The following is a 25,699-nucleotide window of genomic DNA, read 5'->3' on the forward strand; positions in this document are numbered from 1 at the left end:
TTCAACTCCAGGACTAATGTGCGGCTGTCGTCTGCGGCGCGGCGTCGACCGTGCGGCTGCGCTGCGCGACGAGAATGGCGATGGCGGCGAGCGTCGCGGGAATGGCGAGCATCGCGAGGATGGCGCCGAACTGCCAGCCGAGGCCGAGCAAGGCGCCGCCGAACGCGGAACCGAAGATGCTGCCGAAGCGGCCCATGCCGAGCATCCAGCTCACGCCGGTGGCGCGCGCGACCGTCGGATAGCGGCCCGGCGCGAAGGCGTTGAGGCCCGTTTGCGCGCCGCTCATGCAAAAGCCGGCGGCAAACACGAGAACGGCGAGCGACGACGACAGCGCGCCGATCCACGCGAGCCCGAGCACGCACACCGCGCCGCCCAGATACGCCGCGCTGATGACCGGCGCGGGGCGCACGCGGTCCATGATCCAGCCGACGATGATCGCGCCGATAGTGCCGCCGATCTGGAACATGGCCGTGATGTTCGCAGCGGCCGTTACCGTGAGGCCGGCGTCTTTCATCAGCGTCGGCAGCCAGCCGGTGAGCAGATAGATCACGAGCAGGCCCATGAAGTACGTCACCCACAGCGCCGCCGTCAGAAGGCCATAGCCGTGGGAGAACAGCACGCCGATGGGGCGCTTGGTCGGCAGCGGCGGCTCGGTCGAGACGAAGGTTTCATCGCCCACGAAGCGCGCGCCGCACACACGGCCCAGCACCTTGCCGATCTTTTGCGAGGTCGCGCCGCGCACCGCGAGCAGACGCGCCGATTCGGGCAGCAGCCAGATTTGCAGCGGAATCAGCACGAGTGGCAGGCCGCCGCCGAAGATCAGCACCGAACGCCAGCCGTGCGTCGGAATGAGCCAGCCCGCGACGAAGCCGATCAACGCCGAGCCGAGATTGAAGCCCGTGAACATGATGGTGATGAGCAGCGCGCGCTTGCGTTGCGGCGCGTACTCGGAGAGCAGCGTCGTGGTGTTGGGCATCGCGGCGCCGAGGCCGATGCCCGTCAGCACGCGCAGCAACGCCATGCTCGTCGGCGTAGTGGTGAACGCCGTGGCGATGGTGAACACGCCGAACAGAAACACCGAGGTAATCAGGACTCCTTTTCTCCCGATGCGGTCCGACGCCGGGCCGGCGGCCAGCGCGCCGATCACGAGTCCGATGGGCGCGGCGCTCATCACGAGTCCGAACGCGGGGCGCGAGATGTGCCAGTCCGCGATGATCGACGGCGCGACGAAGCCCATGATGGCCACGTCCATGCCGTCGGCCGTCACGACGAGAAAGCACAGCGCCACCAGCAGCCACTGGTAGGCGGAAATGGGCCGCTCGTCGATAAACGCCTTGATGTCGATGGTTCTACCGCTAGTCATGTGATGTCTCCGTGCGTCTATAGTTTTATTGCTTGCCCTGCTCGGCCTTGTCCCAGTCGAGCTTGCCGCCGCCCTTGCCCGCGACCGAATACAGCGCGCCCGGCGCATTGCGCGTCTTCTGGAATTCTTCGAGCGTCTGGCCGCGCATCGCGGCATAGATGTGCAGGTTCGACACGCCCGTTACCGCGCCGAGCTTTTCGAGCATGAAGAAGATCACGCCGTAATGCAGCAGCGCGCGCCAGTCGCGGCGGCGGATCATGTCGCGTTCTGCTTCGCTGAGGCCGGCGGCCTCGAAGCTCGCTTCCGGGTCTTGCTGAAAGGCTTCGCGATGCGCGGGCTCGACCATGCGATGCAGATAATCGTTGATGCGATACGCGCGCACCGCCGTTTCGATGCTGAACGGATACGTGCCTTGCAGCTTCTCCACATCGGTCAATTCGATTGCCATGCGCTGACGATGCCGCTCGATGATCGCGGGCTTCGTCTCGCTGTCCTCGCCTTCGTAAATGGCAGTCGCGATGCCGGCCATCGACGGCAGGTAGTAGCTGCGATGCTTGCACACCACGCTGGACGACAGCGCGCCGCGCATGGTGAGCCACATGATGACTTCCGCGCCCTCGTAGCCGCCCAGTTCCGCGTACTCGGCAATCGTCATCTCGGCGAGTTGTTCGGGATCACGTTCGAAGAGATCGAGGAAACGCTGGTCCCACTCGGTGTTGTTGAAGCCCGCGCGCTCGCCATGCACCTGATGCGAAAGACCGCCCGTCGCGAGAATGGCGACCTTGATGTCCTCCGGATAGCTCTCGATGGCGCGGCGCAGCGCCTGTCCGAGCTTGTAGAAGCGTCGCGCGCTCGGTATCGGCAATTGCAGCACGCCCATTTGCAGCGGGACGATCTTCACGGGCCACTCGGGCTTGTGCGGGCACAGCATCGAAAGGGGAGAGAAGCAGCCGTGATCGAGCGCCTTGTTCTGGAAGAAGGACATGTCGAACTCGTCGGTCATCAGCGAGCTGCCGATGTGCGCGGCAAGCGCAGGATGTCCCTTGATCGGCGGAAGATCGCGCGCGCCGCCGCCCTCGTCCGCGACGCGCCATTCAGGACCTACGCCCAATGCGAACGCCGAATAATGATCGAAGAAGAAAGACGTGACGTGATCGTTATAGATGGTCAGGATCACATCGGGGCGCTTCTCTTCCAGCCACTTCGCGAGCGGCGCGAAGTTTTCGAAGATCGGCGCCCAGACCGGGTCGTCGCGCTTGTTCTTGTCGAATGCGAAGCCGATGGTGGGCGTGTGCGAGGCGGCAATGCCACCGATGATGCGGGCCATGTCGAAGGTGCTCCGTGAGGTGCCGGGCAGTCAGGCGCTCGTGGAATGCACGCGGCCCGGTGTGTTGCGAGAACGTGAGCCGACGATACGGGCCGGACGGCACGCGCGGTACTGCGCGTAAACCATGAGTCGGGGAGAGATGGGACGCAGCGAAGATGATGGACGACCGGCCGGCGCGGGCTTGCGGGCGGGGTTTCGACGCTACGGATCACGCGGCGCGATAAATAAAACCGATGGCCAGACAAAAAGGACGCAAGGGGACGGGGAACAGCCGGTTGTTCGAGAACCGGACCTTCACCAGTAATGGCCTTGTACTGACCGCGGGAAGCCGATGTCGAGCGGTCCCTTGTCGTCGCGAAACGCGCGACTTCTCGTCCGCGCCGACCGTGTCACGAGTGCATTAGTAGTGAATGGTCAACGGCTCGGGATGTTCCTGTGTAATCACGCAACTGGAGTCGACCGGCCAGCCCGCCGCCGTGAGCGGCGGGTTATAGCGCTGGCATTGTCCGTTGGTGCCCAAGGTGTAAGACGAGACGGTCAGGAATTGCGAGTTCGTTTCCGGCGCGACATACACCGTGACGTCGGAGCCTTTCCTCACTGTGAATGCGGGCCGCGATGCAGTCGTGCTGGGGATGAGCGGCGCGCCGCTGCAATCGCTCGAATAGAACTGGTTCATGAAATACCATCCCCATGTGAACTCGGTCGCCGAATAGACGATCTTGTTGCCGGTGCCGGAGACTTGCCGCCGCATGATCGGCACGAAGACCGGCGCCCCGTTCACCGACTGGAAGACACCTGCGCTGCCTCCTGCGTACTTCAATGGGCCGACTTCCTTCCCGTTTGCATCGAAGACACGGAGTACGTGCCGATGATGATGGTGGTGTTCGACTTCATCGGCATACGACGTCATAGCGCCCGAGCACAGCAGCGTCAACAGAATCATTCTGCGCATGGCATGCACCTCAAGCCCATAGTCATGGTTCAGTGGGACGCGCTTACGAAGTCCCTCGGCTAACGTCACCGCGCGGGCGTGTTCCCGGTCGGAATACGTACGGTGAGCGGCTCGGGATACGCGCCGGTCAGCGAGAAGGTGCTCTCAGTCGGCCAGCCGTATTCCGTGACTGGCGTGCTCGATGCGGCGCACGTAAAGGTCGGACCCGACCGCACGGACCCGATCACAATCGGTGCGGAGTTAGTGGCAGGCGCGACGTACAACGTGACGTCATGGCCTAGCCGTATGGTGGTCGACGGCCGCACGCCTGTCGTCAAGGTGATGACCGGGGTGCCGCTACAGTCCGTCGACGTGAAGTCGGCTACGTTCATACCCGACCATCTGAATTGCGTCGCGGAATAAACGGTCTGAGGACCGCCGTCGCCCGACACGATCACGCGCTCGATGGGCACGAATGCGATCGCGCCATTGACGGTTAGATAAACGCCGGGGCCGCCGTAATCGTCCAGTGGTCCGACGAACTTGCCTTGCGCGTCGAACACCAAGGGCGTCTCGCCCGCGAACGAAGCCGTCAATTGCAGCAGCAAGAGCACCGAAACGACGAAAGCACGCATGTCTCCACCCCTTATGTCAGTTGCGGGCATTGCCGAATGAGCAAACGATCTGGCAACCGTATGCGTTAGGATAGAACGACTGCGACATATTGCAAAGTAAAAGAGTCAGAACGCACGAGCAGGCTGACGCTTCGTCGAGCTGAGAGTCTTCTTTCGGCACGGTCGAACTATTCGACTATCGCTAGCCGATGTGAGACGGTGAATGCGCGGTTAGATGACCGAAGGGTAGAACATTCGATACTGCTGCGCCGCACGACAAACCACGACGTTCTGTGATGCCTGAAGTATGAGGTTTCGCCGCGTGGCTCGTCCGAGCGTCGCTACCGACTCGAACGGTTTCGACAAACGCTGGTCTGCTCGTCCGTAGGGGTATCCGTGAATGCCGGCAACGGAGCACTATACTGGACTACGCAACGGGAGCCAGTCATGAAACAGCCAGTGCTTGTTTTCGCCGCATTGTGCGTTGCAACGCCGTTCGCTTTTGCGCAGTCGCATCCGAGCGCGGAGACGGATATGCGCGCGCCCCACAACAACCCGAAGCTGATGCCAAACGCGCCGCTCGGCAGCGAATATCCCTCGCACGGCAATGTGCAAGCGGGCGAGTTGAACCTCAACCCGGCCGATCCCCGCGCCCAGATGGTCAACGGCCTGCCCAACAATGCGAACGACGGCGGATATGGCGCGCCGCTCGCCGGCAACAAGGCAAACGTCCCGCCGCGCGACTGACCGCTATCGGTAGCGGTCGCATGCAATGCTAAGCAGTCGCACTCGTCAGCCGGAGTTCGTTTGCGTCGATCGACTCATTGCTGGACCTGCTTAGAGCCTCGCGCGCCTGCGACGCAGGCATCGGTCGTCCGGTGAGAAAGCCCTGTACTTCATCGCATTCGTTGTCGGCGAGGAAAGCAAATTGCTCGATGGTCTCGACACCCTCGGCAACGACGTGCATCCCCAACGTATGGGCCATCGCCAGCACCGCTTTGACGATGACCTCATCGATCGTCGACTTACCGATGCCCTGAACGAACGACAGGTCGAGCTTGATGCAGTCGGGCTTGAACTCCCGAATGTAGTTGAGGCTCGAGAAGCCCGTGCCGAAGTCGTCGATTGCAATCGATACGCCCATTCGCCTGATCGCGTTGAGCGCGACAAGCGCTGCCGGCGTCATTAACACGCTCTCGGTCACTTCGAGTTCGATGTTGCGCGGACTGACGCCGATTCTCGCAAGCGTCCTTTCTACGGTGCTTGCGAAGTCGGAATGCAGAAACTGCATGGCGGACACATTGATCGAAACGACGATGTCCGGATAGTCTCGCGCCCAGTCTTTTGCCTGAAGGCATGCCTGTTCGAACACCCACTCGCCGATCGGCACGATCAGCCCTTTCTCCTCGGCGAGCGGTATGAAGACAGCAGGGCTGATGAGTCCGTGCTCACCATCGAACCACCGCAACAGCGCTTCGAACGCGACCGGTCGGCCACTCCCCAACGCGACACGTGGTTGAAAAACCAGTCGCAGCGCGTCGGTCTGAGCGGCACGGCTGAGATGCTTCGCAAGCTCGACACGCTCGGCGTCGGCAGTCGCAATCGACTCGTCGTAGACCACGAGCGCGCTCTGCCGGGAACGCTTCGCGTGATACATCGCCGCATCGGCGTAGCGAATCAGCGTGCTCGCGTCGATCGCATGATCGGGAAATATCGCTACTCCGGCGCTCGCATTCGAAGCGACGAACTCACCGCCCACGCGCAGATTCGCATTCACCGACGCATGCAACGCCTTCGCCCTGCCGATCAGTTCTTCGACGCCCGAGCGCCCGACAACCAGCGCGACGAACTCGTCGCCGGCGAAACGCGCCACGACGTCGTACTCGCCGACGCTGCGCGATAGTCGCCGCGCGACCTCCTTGATGACCTCGTCGCCGCATACATGGCCAAGAGAATCGTTGATCTCCTTGAAGTTATCGAGGTCGATAAAGAGGATCGCGATTTGGCCGGCAGATGTCGAGGCCGTGCAGAGCAGGTCTGACAACCGTGCATATAACGCCGATCGGTTGAGCAAACCGGTCAATGGATCGAGGCTTGCCTGCAACTGCAATTGCTCCTGATCCCTGATCCGGTCCGTGATATCGCTGAACACTGCGACCGTGTGCGTCGTTCTGCCATGCTCGTCGAGTACGGGCGAGATCTGACGCTGCGCCCAGAAACGCGATCCGTCTCGACGACGGCCCTCGACGACCCTGGCCGCTTTCAGGCGATCTGCGGTCGATGACGTGCCATCGAGCGAAGCAGCGTCATTCATTCTTCCGGGAAGGATGTCGGCCGCTTCTTTGCCGAGAACGTCCGCAACAGGCAGCCCCGTGAGCCGTTGAAACGCAGGGTTCGCGTAGATCACCTGCGGAGCGTCTTCGGCCGTGGTTTGCAGAAGGACGACGGCATTGTCCGACGCGTCGAGCGCCCGACTACGGATTCGCAACTCCTGTCTTGCCAGTTCGTGCGCGCTGACGTCGGCTGCCGTCACGAAACACGCTTCATGGCCGGCATAGTTCAGAAGATGGTAGGAGACATCGACATGAATGATGTGACCGTCGAGGCGCGTATGCCTGCGTACGCCGCCCGACCCTGCCGGGGCGCTTGCCGCGATATACATCTCCAGGTCTTGTCGGAATTGCTGTCTATCCTCCGGCGGACGCAGGTCGTCGGCGGTGATTTGCATCAGCTCGCTGAGACTGCCTCCGTACTGACGCTGCGCCGCTGCGTTGGCGGTGAGCACGCGCCCCGTGTGAATGTCGAAGATGAGCATTGCCAGCGGATGCTGGGCGAAGTATTCGATAAAGCGGTCATGTGCTTCGCGCGCAACGATCCGGGCCGCGCTGCTGGCGAGCGACGCGCGGTGCGCGATCACCAGCGCGTAAGCGAGCAAGATCAAACCCGTGGCGAGCGCGACGGCAAACGTGACCTTCTGCCGAACCAGTTGCGCTTCCGCCGTAAGCTGCATCGTTGCGAGCTTCGACCTCTGCGCGAGTTGCAGTTCGGAGAGCCCATGCATGATCGACTGAAGCGTCTTGTTGGCCTTTTCCAGTTGCGTCGAATCGACGCTTCGGCTTGCGCCAGGGCCGCGCGCGCTCGTTGCGGCCAAGTCGAGTTGCGATGCCCAAAGGCTGGTGTCGCTTCGCAGCGTGGATAGTTGATAGAGCGATGCCTCGTCGTCGCTCAGGAAGCGCTGAAGCAGGTCGTATGAGCGCATGGCTTCGACGGCACGCGACACCGGCCAGGCGAGCGATCGAAACCGCGCGCTGCCGACGCCGGTAAGAAAGTCCGCGTTCGCGTCGATATGCAGATTGGCGATCAATTCCAGTTGCGAACTGACCGTGAGCGCTTGTCGCAGCGCGTCCTCCTGTTGCGACCGCGATCTCGCTGCGAAATAGCACGTCAGCGCAGCGAACGATGCCACTGCAAACAGAAAGATGGCCGCTCCGAAGAGCCGGCCTCTTTTGGAGCCTCGAAGGCCCCGCACGAACCGCCGCACGTCTTTTTTCATTGCCACTTGCCGAACGCCAGATCTTTTGTAGTGGTGCGCGATGCGATGCCCTCAATGCGACTGGCGTATCGAATACGCACGTGACTCGCCCGACTGCCGATGACCACTTATGGAAAACGGCCTATCTCCGAACACTCTTATCGGCTGCCTATCTGCTTAGTTAAGTCAGGAGTTGTCCGTTTCGCGAGCCCGCGAGGGGCTAACAAGTAAATCGTGCCGGTCACGTGCGCAATCATCGGTAAAACAGGGTTTTCATCAATGCGCGGAGCTGTTCCTTACGACGATACTCAGTCACACCCTTTCGTCGGAGCAGAGCATGTCCCAGTCGTTTCTCTCGCATCAGGAAATCTTTGAACGAAGCATCGAGCACCTTCTCACGCAGGGGTCGGCTTCGCTGCTGCCGCGCGGAGGCGGTGCTTACCGGGGACGGTGCGGCGGCTGCCCCGTTGGCGCGCTGGTGCGGCCCGGTGACTATCGCACTGCCATGGAAGGCGTGCCCGTTCGCTTCATCCTCGCCGACCCGACGCGGGTTCCGGCGTACATGGATGTCGGCGTCGCCGCGCTCAGAAAGGCGCTGCTGCGGGCAAGGATCAACGTGTTCTCGCAAGAAACCGTCGAACTGCTGAGCTGCCTGCAGAACGTACACGACGTTTTCGGCATCTGGGAGTGGGAGGACCGCTTGCGCTCCATCGCGCGCCAATTCGGCCTGTCGGCCGAGCGGTTGCAGCGCGCGGCCTAGTGAATCAAGGCAACGCATCATGAAAGACCTGACGGAAATCTTCGCAAAAGTGCGGTCGCATCTGCTTGCGCAGCAAGCCTTATCCGTGGATGACGACGGAACCTGTCGTCTGCGCGGGCAAGACGGCCGCCGATGCGCGATCGGCATCCTGATCGATGACGCGCACTATGGCCATCCGCTGGAAGGCCTCGGCATCAGCTATTACAAGCCGGGGCAAGACGGTCCGCTACTGCGCGCGCTGGCGATGTCCGGTGTCGACGTCTATCGCGCGGAAACGTTAGCGCTACTTCACGACCTCGAAGATCTGCATGATGCAGGAGACGTCGCAGACTGGCCGCTTCAGCTTTCTGTTGTGGCGAAGCGTCACGCCATAGCGATGACCGAGGACGCGATGGCTTGACCGCCGGAGGCGCGCCGACGGGGCGGCGCCTTCATGCCTTTGCATCGGCATCTTCCTAATCGACGATTAGCGGTGAGATCGGCCGCCAGTTCTGGGAATTCGGCGATCACAAGAAACATCTAATCGCACGATAATACGCACCGCTCTCGACCTGTCTGCGCGGAAAGCGTCCCGCTCTATCGACCGGGTCAGGCTAAGAACTCAAATCTCGCGTCGAACGCATGCAAATCAAAAACTCCAAACGGTGGGCGCCGCGCGGAGCAAAGAGGTGGCTCATCGCCGGAGCAGCACTTTTTGCCGCCGGCATCATCAGAACGATGCTGCACCCGTTGCTCGGCCCCGTCATGCCCGGCGCGGCTTTCCTCATCGCTGCGGCGCTCGTCCAGTACTATTGCGGCCTCGCGCCCGCCTCGTTCGTGATGTTGGCGGGACTAGTGATCGCCGACTATCTGTTCGTCCCCCCGTACGGACGCATCGACGTTATCGACGCATCCGACTTCCGGCTGCTCATCTCCTATCCGCTCATCACGATCGTCGTCATCACGCTGATCGAGCGCTTGCGACGCGCGCAGTATCGCGCCGAGTTGCTCGCGGCGGTCGCGCAGTCGCGATATGAAATGCTGCTGCGTCATGACAACGAGCGGCTCATCGCGCGTCGCGCCACGGACGAAATGCATCGCATGCTCCATCACATCGCGCAATACAATCGCTCGCTCATCGTCATCAAGGCGCTCGACCTGGCGAACGGCGTGTCGCCCGGCAGTGTCGTGGCGGCGGCGACTGCCGCGCGCAACGGCGTCTTCGACGACACATCGTTCGGCTCAGGCATCGCGTACGGTACGAAGCATGCCGAGGCGCACGAAGAAGATCTTGCCCGGGTAAGCGTTCGCCTGACGCCGGGGCATCACCGAATCCGTTTCCGGTCCGGCGGCCGCGACGACTGGCAACCCGTCGAGTGCGTGTGTGAGCGCTTCGTCACGCCGTCGGGCGACTTCCTGATCCTGCGAGCAGAAGACTGACTATGAACGCGCCCGAGTTTTCGTCGGCACACAGCCACGATCACGCCGTCCTGCTTCTGCACGGCCTTTCCAGTTCGCCGCTCGAACTGCGTTTCCTCGCGCGCTTTCTTGCCGACGAAGGTTTCGCCACGCATACGCCGGAATTGCGCGGATACAGCGCGGGCACCGGACACGAAACGATGGAAGGATGGATCGATGCGGCCGTCAAGGAATTCGACGCGCTCGCCGCCCGCTATCGCCACGTCTCCGTATGCGGGCTTTCGATGGGCGCGACGCTCGCAGCCGCCGTCGCGCAACGACGCCCGGACGCGCGCGCCTTGTTGCTGCTGTCGGTCACGCTCGACTATGACGGCTGGGCGATACCGTGGTACCGCTTCCTGCTCGACTACCTCTACTACACGCCGTTGCGCTCGCGCTACCGCTATCGCGAAGAGGAGCCGTACGGCTTGCGCAACGAGGCGTTGCGCTCGAAGATCGCGCGCGCGATGCAGAAGAACGAAATCAGCGAAGTCGGTCCCGCGTCCATCGCCATGCCGGCGCTGCACGAAGCAAGCCGCCTCGCTCACGCCGTACGCAGGGAGCTCAAGGGCATCACGACGGACTGCCTCATCATTCACGCCATCGACGACGAGACGTCGAGCCCGCATAACGCCCGCTTCGTCGGCAAGAACGTCGGGGCGTCGTTCCTCCGCACGATCTGGCTCGACGATTCATATCACATGATTACGTCGGATAACGAGCGCGAAGTCGTCGCGCGTGAATGCGCGCTCTTTTTGCGCGAAAGCGCGGCAGCGTCGGAATCGAACAATGCGCCGACGCCGGTCGTGTCGCGCGCACTCGCGCGCCGTTTGCGGCAACTGGCGACCGTTGCGAGGAAAGCATGAATCGCACGTGCGCGCTCGCGGCGGCACTCGCCCTCATGCTAACAGGTACTGCGTACGCGGCGCACGCTGACGAGCCGCCGCCCGCCAGTGACTGGAAGGTGTCGATCGGGCCCGGCCTCTACGTCTTTCCGAAGTATCCCGGCTCGTCCAGATTGCAGGTGCTGCCGTTCCCGGTCCAGGACATATCGTGGAAGGAGCGGATCTTCTCGCAAGGCCCGGACGTGCTCGGCGTGAATGCGTTGAAGGGCGAGAACTATCACGTCGGTGCATCGCTGAGTTTCGATTTCCAATCGCGCTCCGCTTCCGACAACTCCCGTTTGAAGGGCTTGCCTGATGTTCACTACGGCCCCAAGCTGCGGCTTTTTGCTGACTACACGTGGTGGGCGTTCACCGGCGCGGCTTCGGTCTATCAGGACATCGCCGGAACGGGGCAAGGTCTCACCGCGATGACGGACCTCTTCGTCTCGGCTCCGTTAGGCAAGCTCTTGCTCTCCGTCGGGCCGGGTCTGACGTGGGCGAACGCAGCTTATACGAGGACCTTTTTCGGCGTCAGCGCGCAGGAAAGCGCCGCGTCGGGCTTGCCTCAGTACGCGACGGGTTCCGGCTTGCGCGATATCCACCTCGGCCTGAACGCCACGTACACGATGAACGCCCACTGGTCCGCCGATGTGACGGCGGAAATCGGACGGCTCGAAAAGTATGCCGGCGGCAGTCCGATCACCGAGCGCCGTCTCGATCTCAACGGCATGGCGTCTGTTTCATATCACTTCTGATGCCGCGATGCGCGGCGATAGTCGCGCGAAACTAAGCGTTCCCCTGCGCTTCCAGATGCCGCAGCAGCTTGCCCACCATCCATACGACGGTGATCCCGACCAGTACGAAAAACGCGGCGAGCGGCGTCAACACCTGCACCGAGACGAAGCCCGCGAGTCCCATCATGGCCGACGACACCAGCAGGAGCGCGCAACCCAGAATCGCGCTCGTGAGCCCCGCGATGTGCGGGAACAGCGAATTGCCTTTCGCCATGAGCGTCGGATACATCGCGCCGGCGCAAAAGCCCATCACGAGCACGGGCAGAGCGAGCGTCCATACGCGAAGGCCGACGGTCAACGCGAGAAGCAGCATGACGGCAGACGCAGCCGCCATCGTCCATGAGCCGATGCGCAAGCGCGCTTCGGCGCTCGGCAGACGCGGACCATGCACGCGGTTCGACAGACCGCCGAAGAAGTACATCATGCCGATGCCGAGCGCGAGATAACCGAAGTACGTCGGCGGCTTGTGCAGCGTGTTCTGGACCATGAACGGTCCGACGATATTGAACACGAGCAGAATGCTGTAGCACAGGCCCTGCGCGAGAAAGCAGTTCTGAAACACCGGACTCGCGAGCACCTTGCCCGCGTTCGCCATCAGCGTGCGCGGCTCGAGCCGCACCGGCCGCCGCAAAGTCTCGCGATAACGCCACACGAGCGCCCACATCACAATCGAATAGATGAGCAGGAAGACGAGGCACGCCTTCCAGCCGAACAAGGTTTGCAGATGCGCGCCTATCACGGGCGCGACAATCGGCGCGAGCCCCCACGCGATCGACATGTACGTGAACGCGTGCATCAACGCATGGCCCGAGAACGAATCGGTGATGATGGCCTTGGCGAGCAGGTTCGTCGCCGCAATGCCGAAGCCTTGCAGGCAGCGCGCGATGAGAAACGTTTCGAGGTTCGTCGCGGCGAGCGACAGCAGGCAGCCGAGCGTGAAGACGACGAGCCCGAACGCGAGCACGCGCTTGCGGCCGTACGCGTCCGCCACGGGCCCGAGCGTCAGTTGGCCGAGCGCGTAGGCCGCCATGTAGCCCGAGACGCTCGACTGGATCGCTTGCGGCGAGGTCGCGAAATAGCGCGCCATCGCGGGCAGCGCGGGCACGTAAATGTCGATGGCAAGTTGCCCTGCCGATGCGAACAGACACACGAGGAACAGCAGAAAGCGCGGCGAGTTCGCCGGGCGCGCGGCGACGAATGTGCCGTCCGGATGAGCAGGGTTCATGAAAGCAACGAAAGAGCGGATGCCGTGACGAGGCATCCGCCGGTTCAGATGGAATGAGGCTTCGAAGCGGCGTCAGCGCGTATTCTGCCTGTCATCGCGCGATGCCGCCGAACGCGCCTCATCGGCTATGCGCCGCTGCGGTTCGCGGCGACGCGTTGCGCGTCGGCCTCGCGGGTCGATCCTTTCGCCGGACGCCCCGCCCAGTGGCCGGCGAGCATGGAGCCCGACAGGTTGTGCCACACGGAAAAGAGCGCGCCGGGCAGCGCGGCAATCGGCGTGAAATAGAGCTTGCCGAGCGTCGCGGCGAGACCCGAGTTCTGCATGCCGACTTCGATCGCCAGCGTGCGGCAGACGGCTTCGTCGAAACCGAGCAGACGCCCGCCCCAGTAGCCGCCGAGCAATCCGATGCCGTTGTGCAGCACCACGCCCAGCGCCACGACGACGCCGACCGACGCAATGCTCTTCTGCGTTCCGCCGACGACCGCCGCGATGATCAGCAGGATGGACACCATCGACACGAGCGGCAGCACCGGCTCGATCTTGCGCACCAGCTTGCCGAAGAGATGATTCACGATCAGCCCGACGATGATCGGCAGCGCGACGATCTGCAGAATGCTCATGAGCATGCCGTGGACATCCACGGCGATGGACGCATCGACATAAAGGCGCGTGAGCAGCGGCGTCGCGAACACGCCGACGAGCGTGGACAGCGCGCTGATCGTCACCGAAAGCGCGACGTCGCCGCGCGCCAAATAGATCATCACGTTCGACGCCGTGCCGCTCGCGACGCTGCCGACGAGCACCATGCCCGCGGTGAGATCGGGCGGCATGCGCAGCGCCTTGGCGATGACCCAGGCGGCGAGCGGCATCACGAGATAGTGCAGGACGATGCCGGCGACGACCGGCGCGGGACGCGTGAAGACGCGCCGGAAATCGTCGATGGAAAGCGTCACGCCCATCGACAGCATGATGATGGTGAGCAGCGTCGTCACGTGCGGCGCAATGCCGGTGACCGATGACGGCGAGAAGTACGCGGCAACCGAAGCAAGTACGGCCCAAAGCGGAAAAAGACGGGTAATGCGGGCAAGCATGTGATGCGGTCCTCGAATGTCGTGGCGTGTGTGTTCTGAGCGAACGTCGAGCGCAGTAGCCGGCGCGTGATGCCCGAAGGCGTCACGGCGATACGGTCTGCTGGCGTCGGATGGCAAAGCGCGCGGCATGGGTCGCGGGCCGCGTGTGGGACGAAATGCTTGCCTTCGTGGGGCGAATGCCCGTTGACGATGCCGCGCCGCGCGGGTCACGCGCGACGCGGCCAGTTGGCGGGCAAGACTCGTATTTTACCGGCGCCCGCCCGGAGTTCGCGCACCGCCCTGACAGGCGGTGTCGCTTCAGCGCGCCGACTCGATGGCTGCGGGGCTCAGATCGGTCGGAAAGCAGTGGGGATGTTCGAATCCCATCGGCGAGGCGCCCGTCGAATAGATGATGTTGTCGGTGTTGTTCGGGCCCTGCCCGCGCGGCACGTTGCCGAGCCCCGCGAGCTTGCGCATGCGGTATGCAATCGCATGATCCGCGCAGGCGCTGTCGCCGCTCACACCCAGACCGCCGATCACCTTTCCGCCCGCATAAAGCGCCACGCCGCCGCCGAAGGTGATCACGCCGCCGAGGGTGCGCCCGATGCCGCTGCCCTGTTCCAGAAAGCGCGCATCGAACGGATTCGAGTTGTTCAGACCGTACAGCGAGCCGCCCGGCTGCGTGGCCGCGTAAAGATTCGCAGTGGAAAGCGCGAGCGCATCGTTGGAGAAGCCGTTCGCGGTGTAGGCCTTCGCAATGGCGATGGCCCGGCTGCCGGGCCACGCGTCGCCCGTCTTGATGACCGAGCACAAGTGTCCTTCGCGATCCACGACCGCGGCCCACATCCGGTTGGGCTTGAAGATACCGCCGTTGCCGTCGCTCAGATTGACGACTTTCGCCAGTTGATTTTCTACCAGCGAGACGGTTCCTTGGGGAAGCATGCAGCGTCCCTGCGGATAGTCGTCGTAGCCGTACGCGTGAGCGAGCGGCGACACGAGTGCAACGGACATTGCGGCGGCCAACGAGTAAGACGCGATCATGCGCATGGCGATTCTCCCGACGTATTCACGATTTAACGACACGAGTGAAGCACTAAACCGATCGCTGCCTAACAAGATAGGATGCCTTAGTGAATAGAACGAACGTTGTCTCTTCGTCGTAAACCCTGAACGAAGAAGAGCGCGCTGCCGGCGCAAAGCTCGTAGAAAGCGCGCTGTAATCGGAAGAAAGTCAGCCCGACACCGACGCTTCCACCACGGCCAGATAGGCCGCCAGCGCCCGCTTGACCTCGCGCAGATAACGCTTCGCGAGTTGCACATCGCCCATCGCGGGACGCAGCTTGATGGCGAGCGCGCCGCTCGCGAGCGCGCGCAACATGTCGACGTAAAGCGCGCGCTCGGCGGGCTTTACGCTCGCCATGCGCACGTCGATCACCTTCCGGAGCGTGCCGGACTCGCGCTTGGTCTTGTCGTCGTGCGGCATGGCGGACATCAGGATGAGGCAGTCCGGGTGCTGCTCCAGATACGTGATGTAAGGGGTCATGATGCGGTCGATCACCGCCTCCGACGACAACGCGCGCCACGTCTCGGCATCGATCTGGCCAAGCGCGCCGTCGATCTCGCCCATCGCTGCCTTGTGACGGTCCCAGAGCGCGCTCAACAGACTCTCTCGGTCCGGGAAGAAGTGATACATCGAGCCGATCGGCGTCTGCGCGCTGCGTGCCACGCCATGCATGGTCACGCCGGCGAGACCTTTTTCCACAATCAGATCGGCCGTCGCGTCGAGCACCGATTCGATGCGCGCGCGCCCGCGCGCCTGCAATGGCGAACGGGCGCTGCCGGCGCGTTCAGGTGCATGCGGGTCGTGATCGTGTGGCTTCGTCATCGGGTCTCCAATTCGTCGAACGAAACTAGACGCATGCGTCTACAATCGTGCATACTAGACGATGCCGTCTAGTTTGGCGAGCGTGCCGGTCAAGTGTCGCGGCCGCCCCATCGGATGCAGATACATCACGGCTGCGCTTGCAGCGCAGTCATATCGAGGTTGGAGAAATCATGGCAGTTACAGCGCCTGCACAGGGCGGCGAATCGAACGAGTCGACCCAACGCAAATCGTCGCGGCGACGCGTGCTGTTGCTCACCGTCGGCATCATCGCCATTGTCGCAGGCCTGATCTGGGGGCTGCGCTGGTGGACGGTCGGCCGCTTCATCGAGAGCACGGACGACGCGTATCTTCAGGCAGACAGCGTGACCATCGCGCCGAAGGTAGCCGGTTACGTGACCGAAGTGCTCGTCGCCGACAATCAGGCGGTGGCGGCGGGCGCACCGCTCGCGCGGCTCGATACGCGCCAGTATCAGGCGTCGCTCGATCAGGCCAAGGCCACGCTCGATGCGCGCGCCGCCGACATCCAGCGTGCCGAGGCGGAGCTCAGGCAGCAGCACGCCAATGCCGACCAGGCCAAAGCGCAAGCCGAGGTATCGCGCGTGAGCCTCGCGCACGCGGAAGACGACGTGCGCCGTTATCGGCCGCTCGTCGCCACCGGGGCGGAAACCGAGGAGCGGCTCGCGAGCCTGGTGAGCACGCGCGATCAGGCCCGCGCCACGCTCGCCGCGAATCTGGCTGCGGCGCGCTCGGCGGCCACGCAAATCGGCGCGACAGACGCGCAGATCGTGCAGGCCCGCGCGCAGATGGAAGCCGCACAGGCGCAGATGAACCAGTCGAAGCTCGATCTCAACGACACCACGCTGTATAGCCCGCTCGCCGGGCGCGTCGGCGACCGCACCGCGCGCGTCGGCCAATACGTGCAGCCGGGCACGCGTCTGATGACGGTGGTGCCGGTGCAGAGCGTGTATCTCGAAGCGAACTTCAAGGAAACGCAGGTGGGCCGCATGCGCGTCGGCCAGCCGGCGACGCTGCATGTCGATGCGCTGAAGGGCACCGACCTGCACGGCGTCGTCGAGAGCTTCTCGCCCGGCACCGGCGCGCAGTTCGCGCTGTTGCCGCCGGAAAACGCCACCGGCAACTTCACGAAGATCGTGCAGCGCGTGCCGGTGCGCATTCGCATCGACACCGGGCCGCAAACGCGTCAGGTCCTGCTGCCGGGGCTCTCCGTGACCGTCGACGTGGAGACGAAGTCGGCCACCGATGACAGCAAGCGCATCGCAGCCGAGAATCGCCATGACTGAGGCAAGCGCGAACGCGCCGGCACGCGCCACCGCGACGGACTGGATCGCCGTGACCGCCGGCGCGCTCGGCGCGCTGATGGCCACGCTCGACATCTCCATCACGAACTCGGCGCTGCCGCAAATCCAGGGCGAAATCGGCGCGACCGGCACCGAAGGCACGTGGACCTCCACCGGCTATCTGATGTCGGAAATCGTGATGATCCCGCTCGCCGCCTGGCTCACGCGCGTCTTCGGCTTGCGCAATTTCCTGCTTGGCAACGCGGTGCTGTTCACGCTCTTCTCCGCCATGTGCGGCCTTTCGCATTCGCTGCCGATGATGGTGGCCGGCCGCATCGGCCAGGGCTTCACCGGCGGCGCGATGATTCCCACGGCGCAGACCATCATCCGCACACGGCTGCCACGCGAGCAGATGCCGGTAGGCATGACCATCTTCGGCCTGATCGTGCTGCTCGGGCCGCTCATGGGGCCGGTGGTCGGCGGCTGGCTCGCGGAAAACATCTCGTGGTCGTGGTGCTTCTTTCTCAACTTGCCGGTGGGCGTCGCGCTGGTGGCGCTCCTGCTTTCCGGTCTGCCGTCCGAGAAGTCCCAGTGGGACGCGTTCTTCAAGGCCGACTGGATCGGCATTGCAGGTCTCGCTATCGGGCTCAGTTCGCTCACGGTCGTGCTCGAAGAAGGCCAGCGCAATCAGTGGTTCGAATCGAGCGAGATCGTGCTGCTCTCGTGCGTGGCCGCGTTCGGCATGGTGTTGATCGCGGTGTCGCAAGTGGTGGCGAAGCGCCCGATCGTGCGGCTCTCGCTCTTGCGCAATCCGCGCTACGCGAGCGTCATTCTCATCGTCTTCGCCGTTGGCGCAGGACTCTATTGCGTGTCGTTTCTGCTGCCGCAGTTCCTGAGCATCGTCGCGGGCTATAACGCGCTGCAATCCGGCTCCATCATGCTGATTTCCGGCGTGCCCGCGTTTCTCATCATGCCCGTGCTGCCGCGCCTGCTCGGCAAGGTGGACTCGCGCGCGCTCGTGATCGCGGGCCTCCTCTGCTTCGCGGGAAGCTGCCTGCTGGACATTTCGCTGACCGCGCAGAGTGTCGGCCACGACTTCTTCTGGTCGCAGATTCTGCGCGGCATCGGCCAGATGCTCGCGATGATGCCGCTGAATCAGGCGTCGATGGCCGCGGTGTCGCGCGAAGAATCGGGCGATGCGGCCGGGCTCTACAACATGGCGCGCAATCTCGGCGGCTCGGTCGGGCTCGCGATTCTCGGCACGGTGATCGACCGGCGCAACGACTTTCATAGCGCGGCCATCCGCGAATCGGTGACGGCGAATTCGGTCATCGGCCAGGAGCGCATGGCCGGCAGCGCCGCGAGTTTCTTCGCGCAGACCGGCGACATGGCGCACGCAAAGTTGCAGGCGCTTGGGCAACTCTCGATGCAGATCGGCCAGCAAGCCGTCGTCATGACGTACTCCGAAACGTTTTACGTGCTCGCCATCGCGCTGCTCGCCTGCCTGCCGCTTGCGATGTTGCTGAAAACGCCGTCGTTCAAACCCGGCGAAGCGCCGTCCGCCGGACACTGAAGCAATGAATCCCCACACGATGTCCCGTTCTCATTCTGGTTTCACGCGCCTGCTGCCGCTCGCGGCGCTCGCACTCGCGGCATGCACCGTCGGACCCGACTATCACGGCGCGCCCGAGGTCGCCGCGCAATCGGCGCAAAGCGGCACGTTCGTGCGCGCGCCGTCGCAGGGCGTGCTCGCCACGCGCGCGCCGGCCGCATGGTGGCGCTCGCTGAACGATCCGCAACTCGACGCGCTGATCGACGCCGCGCTCGACGGCAATCTCGACGTGAAGATGGCGCAGGCACGCTTGCGCCAGGCGCGCTCGCAATTGCGCGGGGAACGCGCGAACGCGTTGCCGAAGGCTTCGGCGTCCGCGGCGGCGTTGCGCATGCGCTCGCCTGACACGGCGATTCTCGGGGAATCGGAAGGCTCCGGCGGCCGTGGCCCGCTGGACTTCTACACCGTCGGCTTCGATGCATCGTGGGAGATCGACCTCTTCGGCGGCACGCGCCGCGCGATCGAAGCGGCATCGGGCGAAGCGCAAGCCGTGCAGGCCGATCTCGCCGATACGCAAGTGTCGCTGGCCGCCGAGGTCGCGTCCGCCTATATCGACTTGCGCGACGAGCAAGAACGGCTCGCGCTCGCGCAGCGCACCGCCGACTATCAGCAGCAGATGCTCACGTTGACCGAGCAGCGCCGCGCACGCGGCACAGCGGCCGAAGTGGATGTCGAGCGGCTGAACACGCAGGTCAACGCGACGCGCGCGACGCTCGTGCCGCTGCAAGTGCAGATTACCGATTCGCTGGATCAACTCGCGGTGCTGACGGGCCGCGCGCCCGGCGCGCTCGATGCCGAGCTCGCGCAGCCCGCTCCGCTGCCGGCGCTGCCCGCGTCGGTTCCGATCGGCGATCCCGCGACGATGTTGCAGCAGCGCCCGGACATTCGCGCGGCGGAGCGGCGTCTTGCATCGAGCAACGCGCAAATCGGCGAGCATATCGCGGATTACTTTCCGAAGGTCTCGCTGCTCGGCGATATCGGATTCTCGGCGTCGGAGCCGGGGCATCTGATCCGCAAGGAGAACTTCTCGTGGCTCGGCGTGCCGTATCTGCAATGGAACGTGCTCGATTTCGGCCGCACGGCGGCGAGCGTCGATGCAGCGAAGGCATCGCGTGACGAAGCCGAGGCGCGTTACGGCAAAACCGTGCTCGCCGCGCTGAAGGACGCGAATTCGGCGCTTTCACGTTATGGCAACCAGCGCGAGCACGTCGTGCGGCTTCAGGAAGTGCAGGCGTCCTCGGAGCGGTCGGCTACGCTCGTGCGTCAACGGTACACGGCGGGCGTTTCCACGCTCATCGACTTGCTCGACGCACAGCGCACCGAATTCGCCGCGCAACAGGACGTGGTCGCGGCGCGCGCTGAGTTGCTGAAAGATTTCGTGTCGCTGCAAAAGAGTCTCGGCCTCGGTTGGCAACAAGCGTCAGATTCGACTTCCTGACAAAAACATTCGATTGCTCTGCGGAATGCATCTTGCAACAGCGTTCAGCCTTGGACCCTGTGCTTCCGGCATCACGCGGAGAATCGAATGCATCGAGCGAAACACCCTGACACACGACTTAACACTCTTACACGCGCATTGCTGATCGCGGCGAGCGCCGCGGCCTTCAGCACCGCCACGCAGGCGCAAACGGCAACGCCGATCAACACGCAGGCGGCGCCGGCAGCCGTGGCGGCGAGCGCGCCCGCCTCGTCGCCGCTGCCGCCGTCCGAGCTTTACGGCGAGCTGTATCGCGAGGTGCAACTCGCGCACGTCTATCCCGATAGCAAGACCTTCGCCGACATGACGCCGAACGTGTCGCCGCAGCAGGTCATGATCGACTATGCGAACAGGACGCAGCCGTTCGATCTCGCGCGCTTCGTCGGCTCGCACTTCACGCTGCCGCAGCGGGAAACCAAGGGCTACACGTCCGACCCGAACGAGAGCGTGACGCAGCATATCGACACGCTCTGGAACGTTTTGCGCCGCAATCGGGATGCGAACGCGAGCCCGTGGTCATCGCTGTTGCCGCTGCCGTACGCGTACGTCGTGCCGGGCGACCGCTTCGACGAGATCTACTACTGGGATTCGTACTTCATCATGCTCGGACTGCGGCAAAGCGGGCAGCGTGAGTTGATGAAAAACGAGCTGGATAACTTCGCGACGCTCATCGACCGATACGGGCATATTCCGAACGGCAACCGCAGCTACTATCTGAGCCGCTCGCAGCCGCCCTTCTTCGCGCAAATGGTTCAGCTCGCGGCGGAAACCGACGGCGACAGCGCGTATCTGCGCTATCTGCCCGAACTCGCGCGCGAATACGCGTACTGGATGGACGGCGAGAACAAGGTCGCGCCCGGCGAGGCGTATCGGCATGTCGTGCGCCTGTCCGACGGCACGCTCCTGAACCGCTATTGGGACGACCGTGCCACGCCGCGCGACGAGTCGTACCGTGAAGACGTGGAGACGGCCAGGCAGATGCCGCAACGCAATTCCGAAGACTTGTGGCGCAATCTGCGCGCAGGCGGCGAAACCGGCTGGGACTTCAGTTCGCGCTGGTTCTCGGACGGCAAGTCGCTCGCGACGATCGAAGTCACGTCGCTCGCGCCGGTCGATCTGAACGCGCTGCTCTACGATCTCGAACGCACGCTGGCGCGGGCGTATCGCGTGAAGGGCGATGCGGCGCAAGCCGAAGACTTGGAACAGCGCGCGCACGCGCGGGCGCAGGCGATCCGCAGCCATCTCTGGGACCCGCAACTGCATGCGTTCGGCGATTACGATTTCGTCGCGCACGCGCTCACGCATCGCCTGAGCGCCGCGACGGTGTATCCGCTGTACGCGGGCATCGCGACGAAAGCGCAGGCGGGTGCGGTGGCATCGACGATTCGCGGCAAGCTCCTGCGCGCGGGCGGGCTCGCGACCACGACGGTGCGCTCCGGCCAGCAATGGGACGAGCCGAACGGCTGGGCGCCGCTGCAATATCTCGCGGTCATGGGCTTGCGCCGCTATGGCGAGTCCGCGCTCGCGCGGCAAATCGCGGAACGCTGGATTCAGACGAACGTCGCGTATTACCAGCACACCGGCAAGCTCGTCGAGAAATACGATGTGGACGCGAAAGCGGGTTCGACCGCGGCGGGCGGCGGCGAGTATCCGTTGCAGGACGGCTTCGGCTGGACCAACGGCGTGCTGCGCACGTTGATGGTCATGTATCCGTCGGCGGCGGGCGCGACCACGCGTCCGGTCGATGTCCCTTCGGGCGCGGCCGGCGTCGCGGACGCGGCGGCTTCGGCGGCCAAGGCGTCGAAGAATACGCATCGGCTGGTTCCCACGCCGAGCGGGGAATAAGCGATTTAGGATCGTCGGAAATCGGGACCGTGCGCGGCGCTATACTCACGCGCTTTTGCGCCACGCACGGCCCGAAGGACAACCGATGAACGCACTTCCCCCTTGCCCGCACTGCCATTCCGCATTCACGTACGAAGACGGCGGCGCATACGTCTGCCCGGAGTGCGCGCACGAATGGACCGCAAACGCGGATACCGCTGCCGAAGCATCCGCGAAGGTTTATCGCGATGCGGCGGGCAACGTGCTCAACGACGGCGACACCGTCACGGTCATCAAGGACCTGAAGCTGAAGGGCTCGGGCGGCGTCATCAAGATGGGCACGAAGGTCAAGAATATCCGCCTCGTGGATAGCGACCACGATATCGACTGCAAGATCGACGGCTTTGGCGCAATGAGCCTCAAATCGGAGTTCGTGCGCAAGGCCTGACGATTCGAGCCGCGCGGCCGGCAAGCGCATTGTAAAGATGCGTTACGATGCGTGTTTTCCACGCCCCGCCCCGTCGTTTCGTCTTGACTGCGCCTGAAATCAAAGTCATCGCCCGCGCGATGCTCGCCCGTCTCGCGGCCCGGCTGCGTCCGCACGTCCGGCCGCGCACGCTTCTTCTGCTGCCGGCGCTCTTCGTCCTGTACGTGCTCGTGCTGATTCCGTTCACGCCCGGCATCAGCGATATCCGCAAGGCCAAGGTCGATCAGCCCGCGCAGATCCTTTCCGCCGATGGCAAGCTGCTCGCCGAGTTCAAGCCGACGCATCGCGAATGGGTGAGCGTGAAGCAGGTCTCGCCTTACGTCATCGACGCGCTCATCTCCACCGAAGACCGGCGCTTCTACTCGCATCACGGCATCGACTGGCGGCGCACGGCGTCGGCGGCGCTGCACACGTTCTCGGGCGATCGCCAGGGCGGATCGACGCTCACGCAGCAACTCGCGCGCAATCTGTATCCCGATGAAATCGGCCGCTCGCAGACGCTCACGCGCAAGCTCAAGGAAGCGATTACCGCGTTCAAGATCGAAGCCGTTTATTCGAAAGACGAGATTCTCGAAACGTATCTGAACACGGTGCCGTTCCTGTACAACGCGTACGGCATCGAAATGGCCGCGCGCACGTACTTCGGCAAGTCCGCGGGCCAGCTCGACGTGCTCGAAAGCGCGACGCTCATCGGCATGCTTAAGGGCAACAGCTATTACAACCCGGTGATCAACCCCGAGCGCGCGCTGGACCGGCGCAATATCGTGCTCGGGCAGATGGTGCGCTTCGGGCATCTTCCGCCCGCCAGGCTCGACGCGCTCGCGAAGCGGCCGCTGCGCATCGACTTCGAGCGGCAGACCGAAGAGCCGGGACGCGCGCCGCACTTCGCGCAGCAGTTGCGCAAGTGGCTGATCGCGTGGGCCGACGACAACGACTTCAATATCTATTCGGATGGCCTCGTCGTACGTACGACCATCGACTCGCGCCTTCAGGCGATGGCCACGCAGGCGCTCGCGTTGCAGGGCAATCAGTTGCAGTCGATCGCCAACGCCGCTTGGAACGGACACGGCGGCTGCGCGAACGCGGACGCCGATCTGGCGCGCGCGTTCGTGCGCGAGACGAGCGAATACCGCGCCGCCCGCGATGCCGGCGCGACCGACGCTGACGCCGTCAAGCATCTCATGGCGGACCGCGCGTTCATGCGCAACGTCTGCGAGAACAAGACGCGCGTGCAGGCCGCGTTTCTCGCGCTCGACCCGCGCAACGGGCAGATCAAGGCGTGGGTCGGCAGCCGCGACTTCACGCAGGACCCGTTCGACCATGTTCAACAGGCGCGGCGTCAGCCGGGCTCCACCTTCAAGCCCTTCGTCTATGGCGCGGCGTTCGAGCGCGGCGCGCTGCCGACTGACACCTTCATCGATCAGGACGTGACCATTCCCGTGAAGGGCAACGAGACCTGGCATCCCACGGACGAAGCGCCGCCGAGCGGCCGTCCGGTGAGCCTTCGCGACGGCATCGCGTTCTCGAAGAACCGCATCACCGCGCAACTGATGCAGTCGGTCGGCCCGGCGCGCGTCGCACGCCTCGCGCGGGACATGGGCGTGCGCGAGAGTCATCTCGACGTGGTGCCGTCGCTTGCGCTCGGCACGAGTCCGGTGACGCTGAAAGAGATGGTCTCGGCATACGGCACCATCGCCGACAACGGCAATTACATGGAGCCGCTACTCGTCACGCGCATCGAGAACCGCAAGGGCGACGTGCTCGCGCAGTTCGAGAGCACGCCGGAGCGGGCGCTGTCGATCGATGCGACGCACAAGCTCGTCGACGTGATGCGCGATGTCGTGAATCGCGGCACGGGCACGGCCATTCGCACGCGCTTTGGCATTCGCGGAGATGTGGCGGGCAAGACGGGCACGACACAGGACAACGCGGACGGCTGGTTCATTCTGATGCATCCGCAACTGGTGGCGGGCGCGTGGGTCGGCTTCAACGACAGCCGCGTGACGCTGCGCAGCGACTACTGGGGGCAAGGCGCGCATAGCGCGTTGCCGATGGTCGGCGACTTCGTGCAACGCGCGTTGCGCTCGCATCTGATCGACTCGCGCGCGCGCTTCGACATGCAGGCGCCGCCGAGCGCGTGGCAGACCTTCGTCACGCGGCTGCGCGGATGGATGGACGAGACGTTCGCGAAGAAACCTGCGCCGGGCGCGGCGAAGCCCGCGCAGACGGCGGTGCAAAAGCCCGCGCGCGTGAAGCGGGCGCCCGCCGAACCGGTGGCGGAAGTGACGGAAGAGCCGCCGCAGCCGCCGATTCTGCCTGCCGAACCGCCGCTGCTTCCTGCTTCGACCGCTTCGACGGCGGTTGCCGCGAGCGACGCGCCCGCGGCGGCATCCGCCACGGAGCCGTAAGCTCAGGCTTCGGAGAAGAACCCGGCGACGATATCGTCTTTCAGGCGCGCGAGTCGCGCATCGGTGCGCTGGCGCGGACGCGGCACGTCGACATCGACGATGTCGGCGATGCGTCCCGGCCGCGCCTGCATGACCACGACGCGATCCGCGAGCAGCACCGCTTCCTCGACATCGTGCGTGACGAGGACCATCGTGATCCGCTCGGCGGCCCAGATGCGTTGAAGTTCGTCCTGCATGCGGGCACGCGTGAGCGCATCGAGCGCGCCGAACGGCTCATCGAGCAGCAACAGGCGCGGCCGATTGACGAGACCGCGCGCAATCGCCACGCGCTGCGCCATGCCGCCCGACAGTTGATGCGGATAGTGCCGCTCATACCCGCGCAGCCCGACGAGCGCGATGTGCTCGGCCACTGCCCTCGCCTTGTCGCCCTTCGACAAGCGCGCATTGCGCAGCGCCACCGCCACGTTCTGTTCGACATCGAGCCACGGAAACAGGCGGTGATCCTGAAACACGATGCCGCGTGATAAATCTGTCGAAACGACGCGCGCGCCGTCGAAGTCGATCTCGCCTTCGAAACCGTCGTCGAGCCCCGCGACGAGCCGCAAAAGCGTCGACTTCCCGCATCCGCTCGCGCCTACGATGCTCACGAACTCGCCGCTTCGCACGTTCAGATCGATGCGCTCGAGCACTGGCGGGCTGTCGTCGCCCGCGAAACGCTTGCTCACGTGCCGCAAGGCGAGGCTGCCGTCCTGCGCTGCTATCGCTTCCATT

The 25,699-nt window shown here is 64.1% G+C and carries 22 protein-coding genes; 12 read left to right on the forward strand and 10 right to left on the reverse strand.

The features are described from left to right. Positions 1-13: 13 nt before the first annotated feature. The 4 genes from NCR37_RS20375 to NCR37_RS20390 form a co-directional block, all read right to left on the reverse strand. Positions 14-1,363 (reverse strand): MFS transporter, encoded by a 1,350-nt coding sequence (locus tag NCR37_RS20375; protein ID WP_250474637.1) that lies wholly within the window; start codon positions 1,361-1,363, stop codon positions 14-16. Between the two features lie 25 nt (positions 1,364-1,388). Then, positions 1,389-2,690, reverse strand: coding sequence for a gallate dioxygenase (locus NCR37_RS20380; RefSeq protein ID WP_250474638.1), 1,302 nt, complete (start codon positions 2,688-2,690; stop codon positions 1,389-1,391). Positions 2,691-3,090: 400 nt separating this feature from the next. Continuing rightward, positions 3,091-3,642: a hypothetical protein gene (locus tag NCR37_RS20385; RefSeq protein WP_250474639.1), complete on the reverse strand. Its 552-nt coding sequence runs from the start codon at positions 3,640-3,642 to the stop codon at positions 3,091-3,093. Positions 3,643-3,707: 65 nt separating this feature from the next. Then, positions 3,708-4,256 (reverse strand): hypothetical protein, encoded by a 549-nt coding sequence (locus NCR37_RS20390; RefSeq protein ID WP_206470619.1) that lies wholly within the window; start codon positions 4,254-4,256, stop codon positions 3,708-3,710. Between the two features lie 426 nt (positions 4,257-4,682). On the opposite strand from NCR37_RS20390, the gene NCR37_RS20395 reads away from it, so the two are divergent. Next, the gene (locus NCR37_RS20395; RefSeq protein ID WP_350029073.1) at positions 4,683-4,982 is read left to right on the forward strand and encodes a hypothetical protein; all 300 of its coding nucleotides are present in this window, start codon (positions 4,683-4,685) and stop codon (positions 4,980-4,982) included. Between the two features lie 28 nt (positions 4,983-5,010). On the opposite strand, the gene NCR37_RS20400 is transcribed toward NCR37_RS20395, so the two are convergent. Then, positions 5,011-7,788, reverse strand: coding sequence for a putative bifunctional diguanylate cyclase/phosphodiesterase (locus tag NCR37_RS20400; protein ID WP_250474640.1), 2,778 nt, complete (start codon positions 7,786-7,788; stop codon positions 5,011-5,013). 316 nt (positions 7,789-8,104) lie between these two features. Between NCR37_RS20400 and NCR37_RS20405 the strand changes: the two genes are divergently transcribed. The 5 genes from NCR37_RS20405 to NCR37_RS20425 all read left to right on the forward strand — a co-directional run bounded on the left by NCR37_RS20405 (position 8,105) and on the right by NCR37_RS20425 (position 11,603). Further along, entirely contained in the window at positions 8,105-8,527 is a 423-nt protein-coding gene (locus tag NCR37_RS20405; protein WP_250474641.1) for a hypothetical protein, read from the forward strand. Between the two features lie 19 nt (positions 8,528-8,546). Continuing rightward, a complete protein-coding gene (locus NCR37_RS20410) occupies positions 8,547-8,927 on the forward strand; it encodes a hypothetical protein (protein WP_250474642.1) in 381 nt (126 codons plus the stop codon). A 221-nt stretch (positions 8,928-9,148) separates the two neighbouring features. Beyond that, complete coding sequence (locus tag NCR37_RS20415; protein ID WP_250474643.1) at positions 9,149-9,946, forward strand: DUF4118 domain-containing protein; 798 nt, start codon at positions 9,149-9,151, stop codon at positions 9,944-9,946. A gap of 2 nt (positions 9,947-9,948) precedes the next feature. Continuing rightward, entirely contained in the window at positions 9,949-10,830 is an 882-nt protein-coding gene (locus NCR37_RS20420; RefSeq protein ID WP_250474644.1) for an alpha/beta hydrolase, read from the forward strand. Then, positions 10,827-11,603 (forward strand): MipA/OmpV family protein, encoded by a 777-nt coding sequence (locus tag NCR37_RS20425; protein ID WP_250474645.1) that lies wholly within the window; start codon positions 10,827-10,829, stop codon positions 11,601-11,603. Before NCR37_RS20420 ends, NCR37_RS20425 begins: the two co-directional genes overlap by 4 nt. Before the next feature lie 31 nt (positions 11,604-11,634). On the opposite strand, the gene NCR37_RS20430 is transcribed toward NCR37_RS20425, so the two are convergent. The 4 genes from NCR37_RS20430 to NCR37_RS20445 form a co-directional block, all read right to left on the reverse strand. Next, positions 11,635-12,867 (reverse strand): multidrug effflux MFS transporter, encoded by a 1,233-nt coding sequence (locus NCR37_RS20430; RefSeq protein WP_250474646.1) that lies wholly within the window; start codon positions 12,865-12,867, stop codon positions 11,635-11,637. Between the two features lie 125 nt (positions 12,868-12,992). Continuing rightward, positions 12,993-13,958, reverse strand: a complete 966-nt coding sequence (panS, locus tag NCR37_RS20435) for a ketopantoate/pantoate/pantothenate transporter PanS (protein ID WP_250474647.1) — start codon at positions 13,956-13,958, stop codon at positions 12,993-12,995. Positions 13,959-14,255: 297 nt separating this feature from the next. Then, positions 14,256-14,948 carry a GlcG/HbpS family heme-binding protein gene (locus NCR37_RS20440; RefSeq protein ID WP_250474648.1) on the reverse strand — a complete coding sequence of 231 codons (693 nt, stop codon included), beginning with the start codon at positions 14,946-14,948 and terminating at the stop codon, positions 14,256-14,258. Positions 14,949-15,168: 220 nt separating this feature from the next. Beyond that, complete coding sequence (locus NCR37_RS20445; protein ID WP_250474649.1) at positions 15,169-15,822, reverse strand: TetR/AcrR family transcriptional regulator; 654 nt, start codon at positions 15,820-15,822, stop codon at positions 15,169-15,171. A gap of 170 nt (positions 15,823-15,992) precedes the next feature. On the opposite strand from NCR37_RS20445, the gene NCR37_RS20450 reads away from it, so the two are divergent. From NCR37_RS20450 to NCR37_RS20475, 6 genes are all read left to right on the forward strand, one after another. Further along, positions 15,993-17,123: an HlyD family secretion protein gene (locus tag NCR37_RS20450; protein ID WP_250474650.1), complete on the forward strand. Its 1,131-nt coding sequence runs from the start codon at positions 15,993-15,995 to the stop codon at positions 17,121-17,123. Continuing rightward, the gene (locus NCR37_RS20455; protein WP_250474651.1) at positions 17,116-18,693 is read left to right on the forward strand and encodes an MDR family MFS transporter; all 1,578 of its coding nucleotides are present in this window, start codon (positions 17,116-17,118) and stop codon (positions 18,691-18,693) included. The genes NCR37_RS20450 and NCR37_RS20455 overlap by 8 nt, the downstream gene beginning before the upstream one ends. Positions 18,694-18,697: 4 nt before the next feature. Beyond that, positions 18,698-20,170: an efflux transporter outer membrane subunit gene (locus tag NCR37_RS20460; protein WP_250474652.1), complete on the forward strand. Its 1,473-nt coding sequence runs from the start codon at positions 18,698-18,700 to the stop codon at positions 20,168-20,170. An 87-nt stretch (positions 20,171-20,257) separates the two neighbouring features. After that, positions 20,258-22,054, forward strand: coding sequence for an alpha,alpha-trehalase TreF (treF, locus tag NCR37_RS20465; protein WP_250474653.1), 1,797 nt, complete (start codon positions 20,258-20,260; stop codon positions 22,052-22,054). An 85-nt stretch (positions 22,055-22,139) separates the two neighbouring features. Beyond that, positions 22,140-22,481, forward strand: a complete 342-nt coding sequence (locus NCR37_RS20470) for a zinc ribbon domain-containing protein YjdM (protein WP_250474654.1) — start codon at positions 22,140-22,142, stop codon at positions 22,479-22,481. A 119-nt stretch (positions 22,482-22,600) separates the two neighbouring features. After that, complete coding sequence (locus NCR37_RS20475) at positions 22,601-24,928, forward strand: penicillin-binding protein 1A (RefSeq protein ID WP_250474724.1); 2,328 nt, start codon at positions 22,601-22,603, stop codon at positions 24,926-24,928. Positions 24,929-24,930: 2 nt separating this feature from the next. Here NCR37_RS20475 and NCR37_RS20480 read toward each other — a convergent pair whose 3' ends face one another. Next, a complete protein-coding gene (locus tag NCR37_RS20480; protein WP_250474655.1) occupies positions 24,931-25,698 on the reverse strand; it encodes an ABC transporter ATP-binding protein in 768 nt (255 codons plus the stop codon). Position 25,699: the final 1 nt, after the last annotated feature.

The sequence above is a fragment of the Caballeronia sp. GAFFF1 genome (assembly GCF_023630705.1).
GTDB lineage: Bacteria > Pseudomonadota > Gammaproteobacteria > Burkholderiales > Burkholderiaceae > Caballeronia.

Coding starts and splice junctions, on each gene's coding strand:
- NCR37_RS20450 (WP_250474650.1), top strand. CDS start 15,993: ATGGCAGTTACAGCGCCTGCACAGGGCGGCGAATCGAACGAGTCGACC.
- NCR37_RS20480 (WP_250474655.1), bottom strand. CDS start 25,698: ATGGAAGCGATAGCAGCGCAGGACGGCAGCCTCGCCTTGCGGCACGTG.
- NCR37_RS20455 (WP_250474651.1), top strand. CDS start 17,116: ATGACTGAGGCAAGCGCGAACGCGCCGGCACGCGCCACCGCGACGGAC.
- NCR37_RS20395 (WP_350029073.1), top strand. CDS start 4,683: ATGAAACAGCCAGTGCTTGTTTTCGCCGCATTGTGCGTTGCAACGCCG.
- NCR37_RS20475 (WP_250474724.1), top strand. CDS start 22,601: ATGCTCGCCCGTCTCGCGGCCCGGCTGCGTCCGCACGTCCGGCCGCGC.
- NCR37_RS20440 (WP_250474648.1), bottom strand. CDS start 14,948: ATGTCCGTTGCACTCGTGTCGCCGCTCGCTCACGCGTACGGCTACGAC.
- NCR37_RS20405 (WP_250474641.1), top strand. CDS start 8,105: ATGTCCCAGTCGTTTCTCTCGCATCAGGAAATCTTTGAACGAAGCATC.
- NCR37_RS20420 (WP_250474644.1), top strand. CDS start 9,949: ATGAACGCGCCCGAGTTTTCGTCGGCACACAGCCACGATCACGCCGTC.
- NCR37_RS20445 (WP_250474649.1), bottom strand. CDS start 15,822: ATGACGAAGCCACACGATCACGACCCGCATGCACCTGAACGCGCCGGC.
- NCR37_RS20470 (WP_250474654.1), top strand. CDS start 22,140: ATGAACGCACTTCCCCCTTGCCCGCACTGCCATTCCGCATTCACGTAC.
- NCR37_RS20415 (WP_250474643.1), top strand. CDS start 9,149: ATGCAAATCAAAAACTCCAAACGGTGGGCGCCGCGCGGAGCAAAGAGG.
- NCR37_RS20375 (WP_250474637.1), bottom strand. CDS start 1,363: ATGACTAGCGGTAGAACCATCGACATCAAGGCGTTTATCGACGAGCGG.
- treF (WP_250474653.1), top strand. CDS start 20,258: ATGCATCGAGCGAAACACCCTGACACACGACTTAACACTCTTACACGC.
- panS (WP_250474647.1), bottom strand. CDS start 13,958: ATGCTTGCCCGCATTACCCGTCTTTTTCCGCTTTGGGCCGTACTTGCT.
- NCR37_RS20425 (WP_250474645.1), top strand. CDS start 10,827: ATGAATCGCACGTGCGCGCTCGCGGCGGCACTCGCCCTCATGCTAACA.
- NCR37_RS20400 (WP_250474640.1), bottom strand. CDS start 7,788: ATGAAAAAAGACGTGCGGCGGTTCGTGCGGGGCCTTCGAGGCTCCAAA.
- NCR37_RS20430 (WP_250474646.1), bottom strand. CDS start 12,867: ATGAACCCTGCTCATCCGGACGGCACATTCGTCGCCGCGCGCCCGGCG.
- NCR37_RS20380 (WP_250474638.1), bottom strand. CDS start 2,690: ATGGCCCGCATCATCGGTGGCATTGCCGCCTCGCACACGCCCACCATC.
- NCR37_RS20460 (WP_250474652.1), top strand. CDS start 18,698: ATGAATCCCCACACGATGTCCCGTTCTCATTCTGGTTTCACGCGCCTG.
- NCR37_RS20385 (WP_250474639.1), bottom strand. CDS start 3,642: ATGCGCAGAATGATTCTGTTGACGCTGCTGTGCTCGGGCGCTATGACG.
- NCR37_RS20410 (WP_250474642.1), top strand. CDS start 8,547: ATGAAAGACCTGACGGAAATCTTCGCAAAAGTGCGGTCGCATCTGCTT.
- NCR37_RS20390 (WP_206470619.1), bottom strand. CDS start 4,256: ATGCGTGCTTTCGTCGTTTCGGTGCTCTTGCTGCTGCAATTGACGGCT.